This window comes from Chitinophaga niastensis (assembly GCF_003014755.1).
Classification (GTDB): Bacteria; Bacteroidota; Bacteroidia; order Chitinophagales; family Chitinophagaceae; genus Chitinophaga; species Chitinophaga niastensis.
Map to the genome: position 1 here is coordinate 1,040,331 of NZ_PYAW01000003.1, position 17,563 is coordinate 1,057,893.

The following is a 17,563-nucleotide window of genomic DNA, read 5'->3' on the forward strand; positions in this document are numbered from 1 at the left end:
ATCCTTAATTTCATAAATATTTTAGCTAAAACGTTTTATCAACCAAAAAAAACGCAACAATTAAATTACTTTTTTAAAAATTTTAAAAATTTATTTATACATTTATCCGGCAAAAATTTCACTGTAACTTAACACGTTTATGGCTCAGCAATCAAAGCAAAGCGCTCAAAGTACACATCCCTCGTTCTTTGTGCTCATTCTAGTGTTCTTCTTTTGGGGGTTTCTGGCTGCATCCAACAGTATCTTTATCCCTTTCTGTAAATCTCACTTCAACCTTACCCAGCTTCAATCTCAACTGATTGACTTCTCCTTTTACAGCGCCTACTTCATAGGCTCACTGATCTTATACCTGGCCTCTGCTGCAAGAAAAGTAGATATCCTTAATAAGATCGGCTATAAAAAGGGTATCATCTATGGCTTGCTGATCTCCGTACTAGGATCTGCGATCATGATCCCTTGTGTAAATAAGGAGAAAATTGTTCCTATTAAGGAAACTATCAGTGACATCAGTGGTTTCCAGGTGGAGCAACAACTGCAGACTTCGGACAGACTGTTAAAAATACGTCGCGAAAAAAATCCTGATACTTACTCCCTGCTCATCAGCAACGATGCAGCAGAGAAATACACCAGTAATCCACAATTACTTGCTGCTATCCAGGGCGGCTTTACAAAAGATGAGGAGCATAAACAATATGCCGGCACCTTCACTAAAGCTAATCTGGAGAAAATAGTAACAGTATTGGATACTGATTACAAACAAACAGTCACCTTCGGTTATTTTGCCCTCATCCTGATGGCATTATTCATTGTGGCATTAGGTTTTTCCCTGCAGCAAACAGCGGCCAACCCGTTTGCGATCCTGCTGGGCGATCATGCCAAAGGTGCACACCGCCTCAATATGGCTGGTGGCGTAAACTCTTTCGGGACCACTATCGGACCTATTATTGTGAGCATGTTGCTGTTCGGTAATATTAAAGGAGGTGATGTAAGCACAGATATCAGCAAAATCAACACGTTATATTTCCTGCTGATTGGGCTGTTCCTCGTTGCTGCCGCCATCTTTGCTTTTGTGAAAATGCCTGAAAGTCAGGATACAGAAGCATTTGAAACATCGCCCAAAGCTACCAAATCCATACTGGGTATCACTTTCATGTTCATCCTCATTCTGATGGGACTGATCCTGAAATTTGAACTGCCTTTATTTATCGCTGGTATCGTTGGTATTATTGGTATCCTCTTCTTTGCCAAAACCGCTTCTTCTTCCAATAGTGAAGGATGGGGTGCTATGAGATATCCTCAGCTCACACTGGGTATGCTGGCTATCTTTATATATGTGGGTGTGGAAGTTACTATTGCCAGTAACCTCGGTGCTTTACTGAAACATCCCGGATTCCTTACGCCTAAAGGCCTGGCAGAATCTGAACTGGATCCGTATGTATCCCTGTTCTGGGGTAGTATGATGATAGGCAGATGGACAGGCGCGATCAGTGTATTCAATGTATCCAAAAACACACGTAAAGTACTTTGTGTAATTGTACCTTTCATTGCTTACGCAGTCATCCTCGGTGCCAACGTAATAAAAGGTAATGATGTAACAGTGTTGTATCCTTATGTTATCTGCATCGTTATACAAATCATCGGTTTCTTTGCTGGTCAGGATAAACCTGCAAAAACCCTGATGGTTTTCGGCCTGCTGGGTGTAGGTACTGTATTAATTGGTTTATTCACTACCGGTCCGCTGGCTACTTTCGCATTCATCAGTGGTGGTTTATTCTGCTCTGTAATGTGGCCAAGTATCTTCGCATTATCTATTGCGGGCCTGGGCAAATACACTGGTCAGGGTTCTGCTTTCCTGATTATGATGATCCTCGGTGGTTCACTCATTCCTCCTGTACAAGGCGGTCTGGCAGACATTCCAAGCATTGGTATTCACGCCTCTTATGTTATTCCGGCGCTATGCTTTGCTTACCTCGCGTTCTTCGCATTCAGAGTTAAAAACATTTTAAAATCTCAAGGTATTGATTATGAGTCAGCAATTAGCGGTGGGCATTGATATTGGCGGAACTAACACCAAATTTGGTATTGTAGATCGCAGGGGTAATATTTTGTGTGACGGTCGTATGTTAACCAATCAGCATGACAACGTAGATTGCTTTCTGGATGAACTTCACCAACGCTTATCGACACTTATTGAAGAAGTGGGCGGTATAGAAAATGTAAAAGGTATTGGTGTGGGTGCGCCTAACGGTAACTTTTACACAGGTAATATTGAATACGCGCCTAACCTCCGTTGGAAAGGCGTAGTACCACTGGCCAGCCTGCTGGAAAAAAAGTTCGGCCTGCCAACTGTATTAACCAATGACGCCAATGCGGCGGCACTGGGAGAATTGATCTACGGTGCAGCCAGAGGTATGAAAGATTTTATCGTTATCACCCTCGGTACAGGTGTGGGCAGCGGTATTGTAGCAAACGGTCAGTTGATTTACGGGCACGATGGTTTTGCCGGAGAACTGGGTCATTGTATAGTGATTCCTGGTGGCAGATTACATCCCGGAACCGGCGCGCACGGCTCGCTGGAAGCCTATGCTTCCGCTACCGGTGTAACCAATTCCGCACTGGAACTGCTGGTTACCCGTCCGGATACCCCCAGCATCATGCGGGATCATACCAAAGAAGAGATTAATTCCAAACTCATTTATGAAGCTGCCATGCAAGGCGATGCGCTGGCTATGGAAGTATATGAGTACACCGGAAGAATACTCGGAGAAGCCCTTGCCAATTTCGTGATGTTCTCCAGCCCGGAAGCTATTGTACTTTTCGGCGGCCTTACAAAAGCCGGGGATCTGATCATGAAACCGGTACGGGAGCATATGGAAAAGAACCTGCTTCCTATATTCCAGAATAAAGTTAAATTGCTGTTCTCAGAACTGAAAGAAAGTGATGCTGCTATTCTGGGCGCCAGCGCACTGGCGTGGGAAATGAAAGACTAGCAATTAGCTTTTAGCAGTTAGCTTTTAGTACCTGTTAATACAGCTAACAACTAACTGCGGGAAGTTAATTGCTAAAAGCTAATTGCTAAAGCTAAAAGCTAATTATGAATAATAGAAGATCATTTCTGAAAACAGCGGCCCTTGGCGCCGCTGTTTTCTCTTTAGACGGAGTAACGGGAACGCCTGTACGCTCACAGTCAAAAGGTGGATCCCTAAAAGGACAGCCTATTGTGGTGTCTACCTGGGACTTTGGTCGTGCAGCCAACGCTGCGGCCTGGGAAATACTGAAGAAGGGCGGCCGCGCACTGGATGCAGTAGAAGCCGGTGTACGCGTACCGGAAGCAGACCCTAACAACCACACCGTAGGTTATTCCGGCTATCCTGATCGTGATGGCCGCGTAACACTTGATGCCTGCATCATGGATGAACTGGGCAATTGCGGATCTGTTGGTGCACTGGAACATGTAACACATGCTATTTCTGTAGCACGTATGGTAATGGAACGAACACCACACGTAATGCTGGTAGGTGATGGTGCACTGCAATTTGCGCTGGCAAATGGTTTCCAGAAAGAAAATCTCCTCACGCCAGAGTCAGAAAAAGCGTGGAAAGAGTGGCTGAAAACATCTGAATACAAACCGGTCATCAACATAGAAAATAAATCTTACACACCCGCCAATGGCGCTACTGCATTCAATCCGCTGATGCTGCCGGGGAATGTTTATAACCACGATACAATTGGTATGGTAGCCCTGGATGCAGCCGGTAACTTATCCGGCGCCTGCACTACCAGCGGCATGGCCTTCAAACTGCATGGCCGTGTGGGAGATTCTCCTATCATTGGCGCAGGTTTATATGTGGATAACGAAATAGGTGCCGCTACAAGTACCGGTGTGGGTGAAGAAGTGATCAAAATTGTAGGTAGTCATCTTGTGGTAGAACTGATGCGTCAGGGCTATCCGCCGGAAAAAGCCTGCAAGGAAGCGGTGGATCGTATTGTAAAAAGGAGTCCTTCCAAAGCAAAAGAAATCCAGGTAGGATTTCTGGCCCTCAACAAAAAAGGACAACACGGTGCTTATTGCCTGCAAAAAGGCTTCAGCTATGCTGTTTGCACCAGTTATACCAGCAATATTTTAATTGACGGAAAACATTATTTTTAAAAACGCGGAGAGAAAGCCTTCGGCTTTTGTCTTGCTCAGGATTTTTCTGATTAAAATGATTTTTCTGATTTTTATAGATCATTGAAATGAAATTTGAATCTATATAAGAAAAAAACAAAATCAGAAAAATCATTTTAATCAGAAAAATCCTGAGTAAGACAAAAGCCGAAGGCTTTCCAAACCTAAAAGCAATCTCTATGTCTTTCACCCTCGAAATATGCGCCGCATCAGTAGCTTCCTGTATAGCTGCGGAAGAAGGTGGTGCAAACAGGATTGAACTATGCGATAACCTGCTGGAAGGCGGCACCACACCCAGTTATGCTACCATTGCAGTAGCACGCGAAAAAGTAAAAATAGATATCTACCCTATCATACGCCCGCGGGGCGGCGATTTTCTTTACTCCGACCTGGAGTTTGAAGTAATGAAAAAAGATATTGAACTGTGCAAACAACTGGGCTGCAATGGCGTAGTAATTGGCATGCTCACGGCACATGGCCGCGTGGATAAACAACGTTGCAAAGTATTGGTAAAACTGGCGTGGCCAATGGGCGTTACGTTTCACCGCGCATTTGATATGACCGACAATCCCTTTGAAGCGTTGGAAGATATCATTGAAATCGGTTGCGAACGTATCCTTACCTCTGGTGCCCGCAATACTGCTATAGAAGGTGCTTCCCTCTTAAAAGACCTGGTAGACAGAGCCGATGACCGCATCGCCATTATGGCCGGTTCGGGTGTACGCGCCAATAATATCGCACAACTGATCAAAACAACCGGTATAGTAGAATATCATACTACTGCCAAAGCCTATGAAGACAGCCACATGGTGTATCGCAATCCTAACGTGAGTATGGGCGGCATTCCAGGCGTTCCTGAATATGGCATCTCCCTCACACAAAAAAAAGAAGTATTACTAATTCGTGAAATAGCAGAAAAAACATTGCAGGAAAACAAACAGTGACCTATATTAGTAGCCAGTAGCTATTAGCCTTTAGCTATTAGCGCTCCATAAAAAAACCAATTATTAATTTCTAACAGCTAATAGCTAAATGCTGGTAGCTAAAAGTGAACAAGGAAATGAAAAAACTGATCATTGCAACAGGACTGTTGCTGGGCGGATTCCTCGCGCAGGCACAAGTCAAAGGGGTTAAGCATGTAATACTGATAGGCATGGATGGATTTGGTGCTTACTGTTTTCCGAAAGTGGATAACCCTAACATGAAACAAATGATGAAAGATGGTGCATGGACGTTACAGGCACGCAGTGTGTTGCCTTCTTCAAGCGCAGTCAACTGGGCTTCTATGGTAATGGGTGCAGGTCCTGAAGTACATGGCTATACCGAGTGGGATAGCAAAAAACCGGAGCTGCCTTCCCGTGAGCTGGATCAATATGGTTTGTTCCCGTCTATATATACTATCCTTCGCGAACAAAAACCGAAGGCTGAAATAGGTGTCATTTATAGCTGGGATGGAATTGGTTACCTGTTCCCGAAAGCTGCTGTGAATAAGGAACTGGCCTGCCATGATAACGATAGCCTTGCTACTGCCGCATCTGTAGATTATATTAAAGAAAAGAAACCCGATTTCCTGTTCATTCACTTTGATGAGCCGGATGGCACAGGTCATAACATCGGACACAATACACCAGCTTATTTTGACCAGGTACACAAGAACGATGTTTTACTGGGCAAAATATTGCAGGCCGTAAAAGATGCAGGTATGTGGGATAATACCATCATCCTGCTCACTGCTGATCATGGTGGTATTAAAAAAGGCCATGGCGGAAAAACGATGGAGGAAATGCAGATACCCTGGATTATCCGTGGACCAGGCATTCAGCAAAACAAAGAGATCAAAGCAAGTGTTGTTACGTATGATACTGCTGCCACACTGGCATGGATCTTTGGTCTGAAAACCCCGCAGGTATGGACCGGAAGACCAGTGAAAGAAGCATTTAAATGATTTTGAGATTTGGATATACAGCTATTTGTACATTGAAATTTCAATACTAAATCTAAATATCTGAATACCTGGATATCCCAATGGTGAAATATTTATACTATGAAAAAAATGCTGCTTATTACCGTTGTATGCTTTACCGGCTTTACACTGTTTGCACAAACACAAAAAGTAAAGGTATTGACCTACAACATCCATCATGGTGAAAATTTAAAAGGAGTGCTGGACCTCCAGGGAATTGCCAATGTAATACTGGCTACCAACCCCGACTTTGTGGCACTGCAGGAAGTAGACAGTGTTACGGAGCGCACTAAAAAAACAGATCAGCTGCAAGAGCTGGCATCCATTACCGGTATGTATACCTACTTTGCCAAATCCATGGATCTGGAAGGTGGTGGCTACGGTACAGGGATACTCTCCCGCTTTCCTATTACTAGCAGCATTACACTGCCTTTGCCCGCTACAAAAGGGAATGAACCCAGAGTAGCAGGTATTATTACGGTGAAGATGCCCGGTGATAGCCTGATTCAATTTGCAACCACACACCTGGATGCAGGAAATAATGCAGCAGAACGCATAACGCAAGCCACAGCACTGGTAGACTATTTCAAACAATTCACCACACCTGTTATCATTGCAGGTGATTTTAATGCCATACCGGCATCCAAAGAAATCACTGCCTTAAAACAACTTTTCACAGACGCTACAAGCCAGATGGGACCCACATTTCCGGCGGATGCCCCTAAGGTAAAACTGGATTATATCATGATACATCCGAAACATCGCTGGAATATTACCAGCGCACGTATCATTGAAGAAACAGTAGCATCAGATCACAGACCTATGCTCTGCGAACTGGAGCTGAAGTGAGCTTTTAGTATTTAGCTTTTAGCATTTAGTAAATGCTAAAAGCTAAATACTAAAGGCTAATAGCTAAAATAAACAATCCATTATATGACAATGAAAAATGTATTTCGCACCTGCTTACTCATGGCCGCTGCAGGGCTGTGGAGCTGTTCCGGCGCTCACCATGCAGATGCTCCGAAAGGTAAGGTGAGCATCATTCCTATGCCGGCAAGTGTCAGCGAAAAAGCTGATTCATTTTTGCTCGATAAACAAACCATCATTGTAGCTGCCAATGCTACCGATAAAAAAACAGCTGAACTATTCAATAGCTGGCTCAAAGAACTAACTGGTTACGAACTGGCCATAAAAGAGCAGGGAGATAAAAACGCAATCATCCTTCATTCGGGTGGCGACAGCACTAACGGGGAAGGATATACGCTGAATGTGGATAACCATGGCATTACTATCAATGGTAATGGCAGCAGTGGTACTTTTTATGGTGTACAGACACTGATACAATTACTGCCTGTACAAAAAGCCACTGCTATGTATGTGCCTGGCGTTAACATTACTGATGCTCCGCGCTTTCCATACCGTGGCCTGCACCTGGATGTTGGCCGTCATTTCTTCTCTGTAGAATTTATCAAAAAATATATCGACCTGCTGGCGATGCATAAGATGAATACTTTTCATTGGCATCTGACAGAAGACCAGGGCTGGCGTATTGAAATAAAAAAATATCCGCGTCTGCAGGAAATAGCCTCCAAACGTAAGGAAACGATGGCTGGTCGCTATGCAGACAACAAATATGACGGCAAACCTTACGGTGGCTACTATACACAGGAACAGGTAAAAGACGTAGTGAAGTATGCAACAGAACGCTTTGTTACCATTATTCCTGAAATAGAAATGCCGGGGCACTCACTCGCCGCACTTACTGCCTACCCTAACCTGGGCTGCACGGGCGGTCCTTACGCAGTAGGCACCCGCTGGGGTGTATACGATGATGTATACTGCGCCGGTAACGACAGCGTATATACGTTTTTACAGGATGTACTGGACGAAGTAATGGAACTGTTCCCCAGCAAATACATACATATTGGTGGTGATGAATCTCCAAAAGTACGTTGGCAAAAATGTCCCAAATGCCAGGCCCGTATGAAACAGGAAGGGCTGAAAGATGAACATGCTTTACAAAGCTATTTCATTCAGCGCATGGAAAAATACCTGAACAGCAAAGGCCGTCAGATCATTGGCTGGGATGAGATCCTGGAAGGCGGACTGGCCCCTAACGCTACTGTAATGAGCTGGAGAGGTATTGAAGGTGGTATTGCAGCAGCCAAACAAAAACATGGTGTGATCATGACACCTGGTGATTACTGCTACTTTGATCACTACCAGTCCAGAGGTACTAACGAACCATTAGCTATCGGCGGTTATCTGCCGGTGAGCAATGTATATGCCTACGAACCGGTGCCTGCTGAGTTGAGCAAAGACGAAGCTAAATATATCAAAGGTGCACAGGCAAACGTGTGGACAGAATATATCAACAACACCGACTACCTGGAATACATGGTATATCCGCGCGCATGTGCACTCGCAGAAGTATTGTGGTCGCCCAAAGAAAAGCGCAACTACGATGATTTTGTGGAAAGACTGAAATGGCATGTAAAACGCCTGGATCTGAAAAAAGTGAACTATGCGAAACACGTTTTTGAAGTAACCGGAAAAGTAGTTGACAACAGGAAAGGTGGTGTAGAAGTAGTGTTGGACAGCAAACTGGATGGCGGTAAAATATTTTTTACAACAGATAGTACTGCCCCTACCCCTCAGGCGACTCCTTATACGCAACCACTGCAGATCACTAAAACCGGTACCATTCGCGCACAGGTGTTTTTGAATGGTAAACCTTTTGGCAATGAATACGATCAGCATTTCCTCTTTCACAAAGGATTAGCTAAAAAAGTAACATTAACAACAGCGCCGGATAAGAGCCACAATCCAGGCGGTACCTTTGCATTGGTAAATGGTATTGAAGGTATTGCTTCTTATAACGACAATCAGTGGTACGGCTACAAAGGAACAGATATGGAGGCTATCGTAGAGCTGGACAGCATTCAGGACATTCACCTGGTTGGTATGAATACCATCAATGCTAAAGGCGATTGGATCTATCCTCCCAAACAGATTGTTTTCTCCGTTTCTGATGATGGCAAATCTTATAAAGAAGTATACAAACAAACTTCTTTTCCACAGAATGGCATCAATAAAGTACGTGGCAAACTGGAAAATGTACGTGGCCGTTTTGTAAAAATGAATGTACAGAATTATGGAAAAATCCCTGCTGGTGCAGAAGGCGCGGGCAACGGAGCATGGTTATTTGCAGATGAGTTTATAATAGAATAAATAACGCAAAAAAGAAATATAAATTAATTTTTGCTAAATATTTATGCTCATTAGCTGTAAATTCTTTAATTTTCCGGCTCGTTTTTAAACCGCATCTAATCAAAAACGTTTTCAAATGACGATTAATCATCAGGAAATCGAACTGATCGACAGCTTTGAACAAATTGCTGTGGAGATCCATCCTTCTGCTAAAGAAGGCTCCAGAGCAGTTGCACAGGAAATTGCCGCGTTGATACGCGAAAGGCAGGCTGCCAATCAACAGTGTATTTTAGGACTGGCTACAGGCTCCACTCCCAAGTATCTCTATGCCGAACTAGTACGCCTGCACAAGGAAGAAGGGCTTAGCTTCAAGAATGTAATTACGTTTAACCTGGATGAATACTACCCCATAGAACCGGATGCTTTACAAAGCTACTACCGCTTTATGAAGGAACATCTGTTTAATCACATCGATATTCCGGATGGACATTACTTCATTCCGGATGGCACGATCCCGAAAGATCAGATCAAAAAATACTGTGACGATTACGATAAGCGCATCGAAGCCGCAGGTGGTATTGATATCCAGGTACTGGGTATCGGTAACAACGGCCACATTGGTTTCAACGAACCAGGCGCTAATATCAACTCACATACCCGCCTCGTTACATTAGATAACAGCACCCGTCTGGCTAATGCATACGAGTTCCCGAATATGAGCCAGGTACCTCGTTTGGCAATCACTATGGGTCTCAGCACCATCTTCAAGGCAAAACGTGTATTGCTGATGGCATGGGGTTCTCATAAAGCCAAAATTGTACGTCGCTCTGTAGAAGGCCACAGCACTGATCAGGTGCCTGCTTCCCTGCTGCAACAGCATCCTAACTGCAAATTCATTATCGATGAGCAGGCTGCTGCCGAGCTTACCCGCTTCAATGAGCCATGGCTCACCGGTGATTGCGAATGGACGCCTGGTTTGATCCGCAAAGCCGTTACCAGTCTCGCGCTGAAGCTGAATAAGCCTATCCTGATGCTCACAGATAAGGACTATAACGAAAATGGTTTGAACGACCTGATCGTACAATATGGTTCTGCCTATGAACTCAACATCGAAGAATTCAACAGCATCCGCGATACCATTACCGGCTGGCCTGGTGGAAAACCTGGTCCGCAGTTACCACATCACCCGGAACGCTCAGAACCCGCTAAAAAGCGTGTATTGATCTTCTCTCCGCATCCTGACGATGATATCATCTCTATGGGTGGTACTTTCATCCGTTTGCATGAGCAAGGCCATGATGTACACGTAGCTTATCAAACATCCGGCAACATTGCGGTAACGGACGAATTCCTGTTGCGTTTCATCGACTTCGCAGTAGGCTTTGAAGGTATGTTCGACATCGATAAAAGCAAAAGCTCGCTGATCCTTGATGAAGCCAAAGCATTCATCCGCACCAAAAAGCCAAGCCAGAAAGATACACCGGAAATCCGCGCCATTAAAGGTCTGATCCGTCGTTGCGAAGCTAAAGCTACCTGCCGTTACGTAGGTGTTGAAGAAAACGCACACTTCATGAACCTGCCTTTCTATGAAACAGGCCTGGTGGAAAAGAAACCAATGAGTCAGGCTGATGTGGACCTCACAGTAGATTTACTCCGCGAACTGAAACCACAGCAGATCTATTGCGCCGGCGATCTGGCCGATCCGCATGGTACACACAAAGTTTGCCTGGATGTAATTTTTGCTGCACTGCAAATTGTGAAAACAGAAGCCTGGGCAAAAGATTGCTGGGTATGGCTGTACAAAGGCGCATGGCAGGAATGGGAAATCCACGAAATTGAAATGGCAGTGCCGATGAGCCCTGACCAGATCATGCAAAAACGTCTGGGTATCTTCATTCACCAGAGTCAGAAAGATGTGGTGCCTTTCCAGGGTACCGATCTGCGTGAGTTCTGGCAACGTGCGGAAGACCGCAACGCCAACACCGCTGAGCTGTACGACAAATTAGGTCTGCAGAAATATGCAGCTATGGAGGCTTTTGTACGTTATCATTTTATGTAATAAATCTTTAATTTAGGGATTTGATTATTTTGTTAATGACTGGTTTCTCTTCAATATTATTGAAATAAGTCATTAACAAAATAATCGAATCCCTAAATTTATATTATGACTTTAGCAAGAGCAATAGAAATAGCCACCGCTGCACACAAAGAGCAAACAGACAAATACGGACAACCATATATCGGACATGTATTCCGTGTTATGCACATGGGCCGTACGGAAGATGAAAAAATAGTAGGGGTACTCCATGATATAGTGGAAGATACCGACTGGACCTTTGAAGCATTGGAGAAAGAAGGATTACAGCCCCATCTGCTGGCAGCGCTGTACTGTGTAACAAAGTTAGATGAAGAAGAAGACTACGGACACTTTGTAGACCGTACCCTGCAAAACCGCCTGGCATGCATGGTAAAGCTCAATGACCTGACCGATAACATGGATATCAGGCGCATGACCGACGTAAAAGAAAAAGATATTGCCCGCCTCAACAAATACCTGCAGGCCTATCGTAGGATTGCGGCAGCAGTTATCCAGTAGAATTTTTTTTCAATTCCTTCCGATTAAACAATTAAATTACAGTAGAAACTAGAATAGCCATCAATGGAAAACGATATCCTCATTGACTTTAGGTTCGTTGCTAAGGAAAAGCCCAGGTTCGGTGAATTATTTTTAATTACAGGAGAAGAGCATCCTAAATTCCCGCCCAGGAACAACGCTTTTGCGCAATTAGCCAAGTTGGGTTTTGAACAACTCGACGATTTTTTTGGAATTCTCAACAGTGAAGAAGAAGGCGATGATGTACTCATATGGCTTTTTCCGATGATCAACGGAGAAGAAGTATTTCACAACAGTGGTCCGTTTGATGCCATCAGGCTATCTTACAGCGCACTACGCAACGCACCCGTTAATATTTCACTCCTGCACAACTGTTTCAACACTTTCAAAGAAATGCCGGAAGTGGAAATAGAGTTTGAAGGAAATCCTATCAGCGATTTTACCCCCGTTCAAACAAAAGCAGACGAAATTGTAGCCCACTGGCGCGAAAATAAAATAGAACCCGGCTCAGAACAAAGTTTACTGATAGACGATGAAGAAGAGGATTGGGAAGAAGATGAAGACTGGGAAGAAAGTGATGATTGGGAAGATGAAGAAGAGACCGGAGACAAAAAAGAAAAATAACACTTAAAATATAAGCAGGCTTACCGCCTGCTTTTTTTATGTATATCACTGAGAATCAGTATTTTTACCCCATGCATCTGAAAGAAAAGATATGCTATCTGGCATTGGCAGTACTATTACTTTCCTGCGATCAGAAAAGTAAGCATAACAAGTACGACAACGAAGAAGGTACAGATACTACCGAAACAACCACTAAAAAAACAACGGCTAAAAAGCCGGCTGTTACAGCCCCTGTTGTGGGTGAAAGAGTAAGTGGTGCAGCCATTGTCCGGACTGGCCCGGATGGAGATCCTATTGTGTCGCTGCTGGATTATATTCCTGTGCGTTGCGCACCGGTGAAGAAAGACTGGTACCCCGTAAACGTAGATTTTGATATTACACCGGAAGAATTCAGCAAGCCCATTTTCCGCAAAGGCCGTAAGATAAAAGTAAATGGCGTAGCCGCCGGCGTATTGCAACGGGATATCAAACTCCCCGTATCTACCAATGGCCAAAAGATGTGGGCTACCATCAACGGCTATACGGAAAAAAAGAATATTCGTGGCGGCACCGTTGTGGAAACAGCGCTGGTAAGCTACCTGAAGCAACATAAAGGCCGCAGCATAGATGATATGCAACCCTTTATCCACAATTTTAAACTGGAAGAAGAAACTACGTTAAAACCATATGTGCTCTACTTCAATTATGAAAGTGGTATCGATGATCCCAGTCCGCTTTACCGGCTGGCCCTCGTTTGCCAGGGCAAACAGCTGATAGCCGTTTTACACGCCAGACCAATGGAAGTAGATGGCAGCACCTCCCGCAGGCTGCAACGTAATTTTACCGTCAACTTCCTCAATGGTATTGATAAAAGCCTGAAGGAAGACTTCGCCACTAAATTCAATAAATTTATTACCTCAGTAGATTAATCAAGGTCATAACTTCCCGTTATGACCAATTACATATAACCATTTGACTTCCGCGGCCATGGTACGGAACTTTGTATCTCAATAACAAACACTTTGAGAATGCAACAAGAGAAGATAGGACCCACATGGCTCAATAGTAATTTCCCGAAAGTAATATTTATCACAGTGGCTGCTGCTACGCTCCTGCCTGTGGTAACGCCACCTGTAGCGCTGCTGCTGGGCATTGCCCTGGCACAAACCATCGGCAATCCATTTGCAGCTATTACGCCACGCATTACGCACTGGCTGTTACAATTATCTGTAGTGGGTCTGGGTTTCGGCATGAATGTATACAGTGCCCTCAAAGCCGGTAGTGAAGGCTTTGTATTCACCATTGCCTCTATTACTGGTACTCTCTTGTTTGGTGCCCTGCTGGGCAAGCTCCTGAAGATAGATAGAAAAACATCTCACCTGATATCCTGCGGTACCGCTATCTGCGGTGGTAGCGCAATTGCCGCTATCTCTCCGGTAATTAAAGCCGGTGAAAAACAAATATCTGTTGCCCTGGGTATTATATTTCTGCTGAATGCTGCAGCCCTCTTCATTTTCCCGGTTGTGGGCCATATGCTGAATTTATCACAACAACAATTCGGGTTGTGGAGTGCCATTGCCATTCATGATACAAGCTCTGTAGTAGGAGCTGCCAACAAATACGGGGAAGAAGCGCTGCAAATAGCCACCACTGTGAAGTTATCCCGCGCACTATGGATTATTCCGGTAGCATTTATAACAACCCTCCTGTTTAAGAATGGCGCTGGTAAAATAAAAATCCCCTGGTTCATTGCCATCTTCATTGCTGCCATGTTGCTCAATACCTGGGTGCCGGTGGTACAACAAGTGAGTCCATTTCTTGTAAAAAGCGCTAAAACAGGCCTGTCGCTCACTTTATTCCTGATAGGCGTTAACCTTACCAGGCAAGCGCTTCAGGGTATTGGCTGGAAACCTTTGCTGCAAGGTGTACTATTATGGGTGATGATCAGCACCGGCGCACTCGCCGCTATCCTTTGCCTGGGATAAGGCAGGAAAGAAATTACGAATTGCGAATTACGGACCAGAGCGAAGATCACTCTGGTCCGTAATTCGCAATTCGTAATTCGTAATTCTTTCCCATACCGGGAAAAAACCGTGATTATCTGACTCTCATTTTTCCATATATTTGATCACTTTACAAATACATGTGATTACACCATTAGACGACCTGAATAACCTGTAGATCATCTTCAATAACCATTATGATGACACGTAATTTATGAACCGGTCTCCCGCCATCAAATCTGGCGCTTACATGGCCACATTTCGTGCTATTGAAAGCTGCAAACCGGAAAAAGAACGACTGGTCTATGATCCTTTTGCAGCAGCATTTCTATCTAAATTTTATCAGACATTAGTAGCCGTTTGTGCACTTCCTTTCATAAGGAAAATAGTAACCACGGGTATACAATTACGATGGCCTGGCACTTTCACTTCTGCTGTTGCCAGAACAAAACTGATTGATGACATGATCATCGACGCCGTGAAAACAGATGGCATTAATCAGATCATTATTGTGAGTGCTACTTTAGATACCCGTGCACATCGGCTGAATATAGGAGTGCCGGTACATTACGTTGAAGTAGATCATCCGAAGGTCCAATACGCCAAACGTGCAGTACTGGCCGAATTACAAGACATGCCTACTGTACGTATAGATTATGTTCCGCTGGACCTCAATACGCAACAGATGTCGGATGTAATTCCCCAGCTTCTGCAGCGCAATCACAATAAAACACTGTTCCTCTGGGAAGCACTCACCACCAGCATGGAAGCAAGAGAAGCAGATACTATCTTCAAATACATCAACAACTTCCCTTCCGGTACACAGGTGATTTTCACTTATATTGATAAAGCAGTATTGGAAAATCCCAAAGCATTTAACGGTTTCGTCAGCATAGACCGCATCCTTCGCCGCTCCGGCGAAAACTGGGACTTTGGTCTGCATCCCGGTGACCTGAACTCATTTATGGAAGCGCGTAATATGAAAATGCGCTATGAAGGCGGTGCAGAAAAATACCGCGCACAATATTTCGGAAACAAGAGCAGGCGCATGAAAGGATATGAATATTTCAGGGTAGTAAGAGGAGAAGTGAAATAGCAGCTGTATCTTCGGGCAACCATTCACATCCCGCATATGCACATTCACTACTTTCAACACGTACCATTTGAAGGATTAGGCTGTATTGCCGACTGGATAACGAAAGAAAACCATCAGCTCTCGCATACCCGCTGGTATGAAACTACAGACACTTCCCAATTAGCAAACGCCGACTGGCTGATAGTAATGGGCGGCCCGATGGGTGTGTACGAACAAGACCAGCATCCCTGGATACAAACAGAAATCGCCCTCATCCGCGAAGCCATTCAGCAAAACAAAAAAGTATTGGGCATCTGCCTGGGATCACAACTGGTTGCCGCCGCACTGGGCGCTAACGTATACCCACATACGCAAATAGAATTGGGCTGGTTCCCGCTGGATGTTACCTTCCAGGATCGTGCAGCTACGCTGGAACACATACTGCCACAACATTTCAGCACATTCCATTTTCACGGCGACACTTTTGATGTTCCTGCCGGTGCTACCCGCTTTGCAGCTTCTGCTGCATGCAGCAACCAGGCATATATTTACGGCGACCGGGTTATTGGATTACAGTTTCATATGGAGCTCACACCAGCTGCATTGCAGGGTATGGTTGCTTTTGGCGCAAACATAATCGCCACCGGCGGACCTTTCATTCAAAATGAAGAAAAAATAAATCAACACCTTAACTTGCTGACTCAAAATAATGCTACCATGTTCCGTTTACTGGACTTTATGGCTGCTTTGTAAATAAAATATTGTTGTATGAACGCTGCGTTTGATGTATTGATAATAGGCGGAGGACCTATTGGCCTGGCCTGCGCCCTGGAAGCCAAAAGAGCCGGACTTACCTACGTTATCATAGAAAAAGGTTGTGTAGTGAATTCGTTATTCAATTACCCGCTGTACATGACCTTCTTCTCTACTTCTGAAAGACTGGAAATAGGCAGTGTACCTTTTGTATCCGTAAATCCCAAGCCTACCCGGCCGGAAGCATTGGAATACTACAGAAGAGTAGCCACTTCTCAGGAACTCAACATCAGGCTGTTTGAAGAAGTACAACAGGTAATACCTAACGCCAACGAATACACGGTAATTACTTCCAAAAGAAGTTACCATACCCGTCACGTCATCATCGCTACCGGATTTTATGATATTCCAAATCTCCTGAATATACCCGGAGAAAACCTTCCTAAAGTAACCCATTACTACAAGGACCCGCACTTCTATGCTACACAGCATGTAGTAGTAATAGGTGCCCATAACTCCGCTGTGGACGCAGCCCTGGAAACATACCGCAAAGGTGCACATGTAACCATGGTCATCCGTGATGCGGAAATAGGTGCACGTGTGAAATATTGGGTAAAACCGGATATTGAAAACCGGATCAAAGAAGGGTCTATTAAAACTTACTACCATTCCTCTGTAGCGGCCATCCGCCCACAGGAAGTAGACCTCATTACGCCAGCCGGCACCGTTACCATCCCTAACGATTTTGTGATTGCCATGACCGGCTATCAGCCTAATTTCACCCTGTTGGAAAAAGCAGGGATCAGGTTATCCAATGATGATAAGAAACATCCTGCCTATAACCCATTAACCATGGAAACCAATATGCCCCGCATTTACCTTGCAGGCGTGGTTTGTGGCGGAATGGACACACATGTATGGTTCATTGAAAACTCAAGGGATCATGCAGACAAGATTATTGCACATATTAAAAATTATGTCTGAACTGAGGGCTTTGTCTTTCTCCCGATTAGGCTGATTATACTGATTACCCTGATTTTCTTTTACTGATTTTGAAACATTGTTGTCCGGGTAAAATTGACATAAAATACCCTGCATCACTTTGTGAGTAAGTGATACAGAAGAAAAAAACATTGTAATAAAATCGGGGGAGCTCCCCCCGATTTTATTATGG

The 17,563-nt window shown here is 44.4% G+C and carries 14 protein-coding genes and 1 pseudogene; all 15 read left to right on the forward strand.

What is annotated here, in order from left to right; translation table 11 throughout:
• Positions 1-139: 139 nt before the first annotated feature.
• The 15 genes and pseudogenes from CLV51_RS18820 to CLV51_RS18885 all read left to right on the forward strand — a co-directional run bounded on the left by CLV51_RS18820 (position 140) and on the right by CLV51_RS18885 (position 17,373).
• Positions 140-2,053 (forward strand): MFS transporter, encoded by a 1,914-nt coding sequence (locus CLV51_RS18820; RefSeq protein ID WP_211302041.1) that lies wholly within the window; start codon positions 140-142, stop codon positions 2,051-2,053.
• On the forward strand, positions 2,025-2,990 hold the full coding sequence (locus CLV51_RS18825) for an ROK family protein (protein ID WP_106529585.1): 966 nt from the start codon (positions 2,025-2,027) through the stop codon (positions 2,988-2,990). The genes CLV51_RS18820 and CLV51_RS18825 overlap by 29 nt, the downstream gene beginning before the upstream one ends.
• A 104-nt stretch (positions 2,991-3,094) precedes the next feature.
• The gene (locus tag CLV51_RS18830; RefSeq protein WP_106529586.1) at positions 3,095-4,150 is read left to right on the forward strand and encodes a glycosylasparaginase; all 1,056 of its coding nucleotides are present in this window, start codon (positions 3,095-3,097) and stop codon (positions 4,148-4,150) included.
• A gap of 197 nt (positions 4,151-4,347) precedes the next feature.
• Entirely contained in the window at positions 4,348-5,112 is a 765-nt protein-coding gene (locus CLV51_RS18835; RefSeq protein WP_106529587.1) for a copper homeostasis protein CutC, read from the forward strand.
• A 116-nt stretch (positions 5,113-5,228) separates the two neighbouring features.
• A complete protein-coding gene (locus CLV51_RS18840) occupies positions 5,229-6,113 on the forward strand; it encodes an alkaline phosphatase family protein (RefSeq protein ID WP_106529588.1) in 885 nt (294 codons plus the stop codon).
• 99 nt (positions 6,114-6,212) lie between these two features.
• Positions 6,213-6,980: an endonuclease/exonuclease/phosphatase family protein gene (locus CLV51_RS18845; protein WP_106529589.1), complete on the forward strand. Its 768-nt coding sequence runs from the start codon at positions 6,213-6,215 to the stop codon at positions 6,978-6,980.
• An 84-nt stretch (positions 6,981-7,064) separates the two neighbouring features.
• Positions 7,065-9,362, forward strand: coding sequence for a beta-N-acetylhexosaminidase (locus CLV51_RS18850; RefSeq protein ID WP_211302042.1), 2,298 nt, complete (start codon positions 7,065-7,067; stop codon positions 9,360-9,362).
• 109 nt (positions 9,363-9,471) lie between these two features.
• Positions 9,472-11,400, forward strand: a pseudogene (gene nagB / locus CLV51_RS18855) (glucosamine-6-phosphate deaminase); the annotation flags it as partial.
• 105 nt (positions 11,401-11,505) lie between these two features.
• On the forward strand, positions 11,506-11,937 hold the full coding sequence (locus CLV51_RS18860; protein ID WP_106529591.1) for a phosphohydrolase: 432 nt from the start codon (positions 11,506-11,508) through the stop codon (positions 11,935-11,937).
• A gap of 63 nt (positions 11,938-12,000) precedes the next feature.
• Positions 12,001-12,579 (forward strand): hypothetical protein, encoded by a 579-nt coding sequence (locus tag CLV51_RS29175; protein WP_158267060.1) that lies wholly within the window; start codon positions 12,001-12,003, stop codon positions 12,577-12,579.
• A 71-nt stretch (positions 12,580-12,650) separates the two neighbouring features.
• Positions 12,651-13,487: a hypothetical protein gene (locus tag CLV51_RS18865; protein WP_146151319.1), complete on the forward strand. Its 837-nt coding sequence runs from the start codon at positions 12,651-12,653 to the stop codon at positions 13,485-13,487.
• A gap of 99 nt (positions 13,488-13,586) precedes the next feature.
• Positions 13,587-14,543 carry a YeiH family protein gene (locus CLV51_RS18870; protein ID WP_106529593.1) on the forward strand — a complete coding sequence of 319 codons (957 nt, stop codon included), beginning with the start codon at positions 13,587-13,589 and terminating at the stop codon, positions 14,541-14,543.
• Between the two features lie 268 nt (positions 14,544-14,811).
• On the forward strand, positions 14,812-15,657 hold the full coding sequence (locus CLV51_RS18875) for a class I SAM-dependent methyltransferase (RefSeq protein ID WP_158267061.1): 846 nt from the start codon (positions 14,812-14,814) through the stop codon (positions 15,655-15,657).
• A gap of 36 nt (positions 15,658-15,693) precedes the next feature.
• Entirely contained in the window at positions 15,694-16,389 is a 696-nt protein-coding gene (locus CLV51_RS18880) for a glutamine amidotransferase-related protein (RefSeq protein WP_106529595.1), read from the forward strand.
• A gap of 15 nt (positions 16,390-16,404) precedes the next feature.
• Entirely contained in the window at positions 16,405-17,373 is a 969-nt protein-coding gene (locus CLV51_RS18885) for a YpdA family putative bacillithiol disulfide reductase (RefSeq protein WP_106529596.1), read from the forward strand.
• The last annotated feature ends 190 nt before the right edge of the window (positions 17,374-17,563 follow it).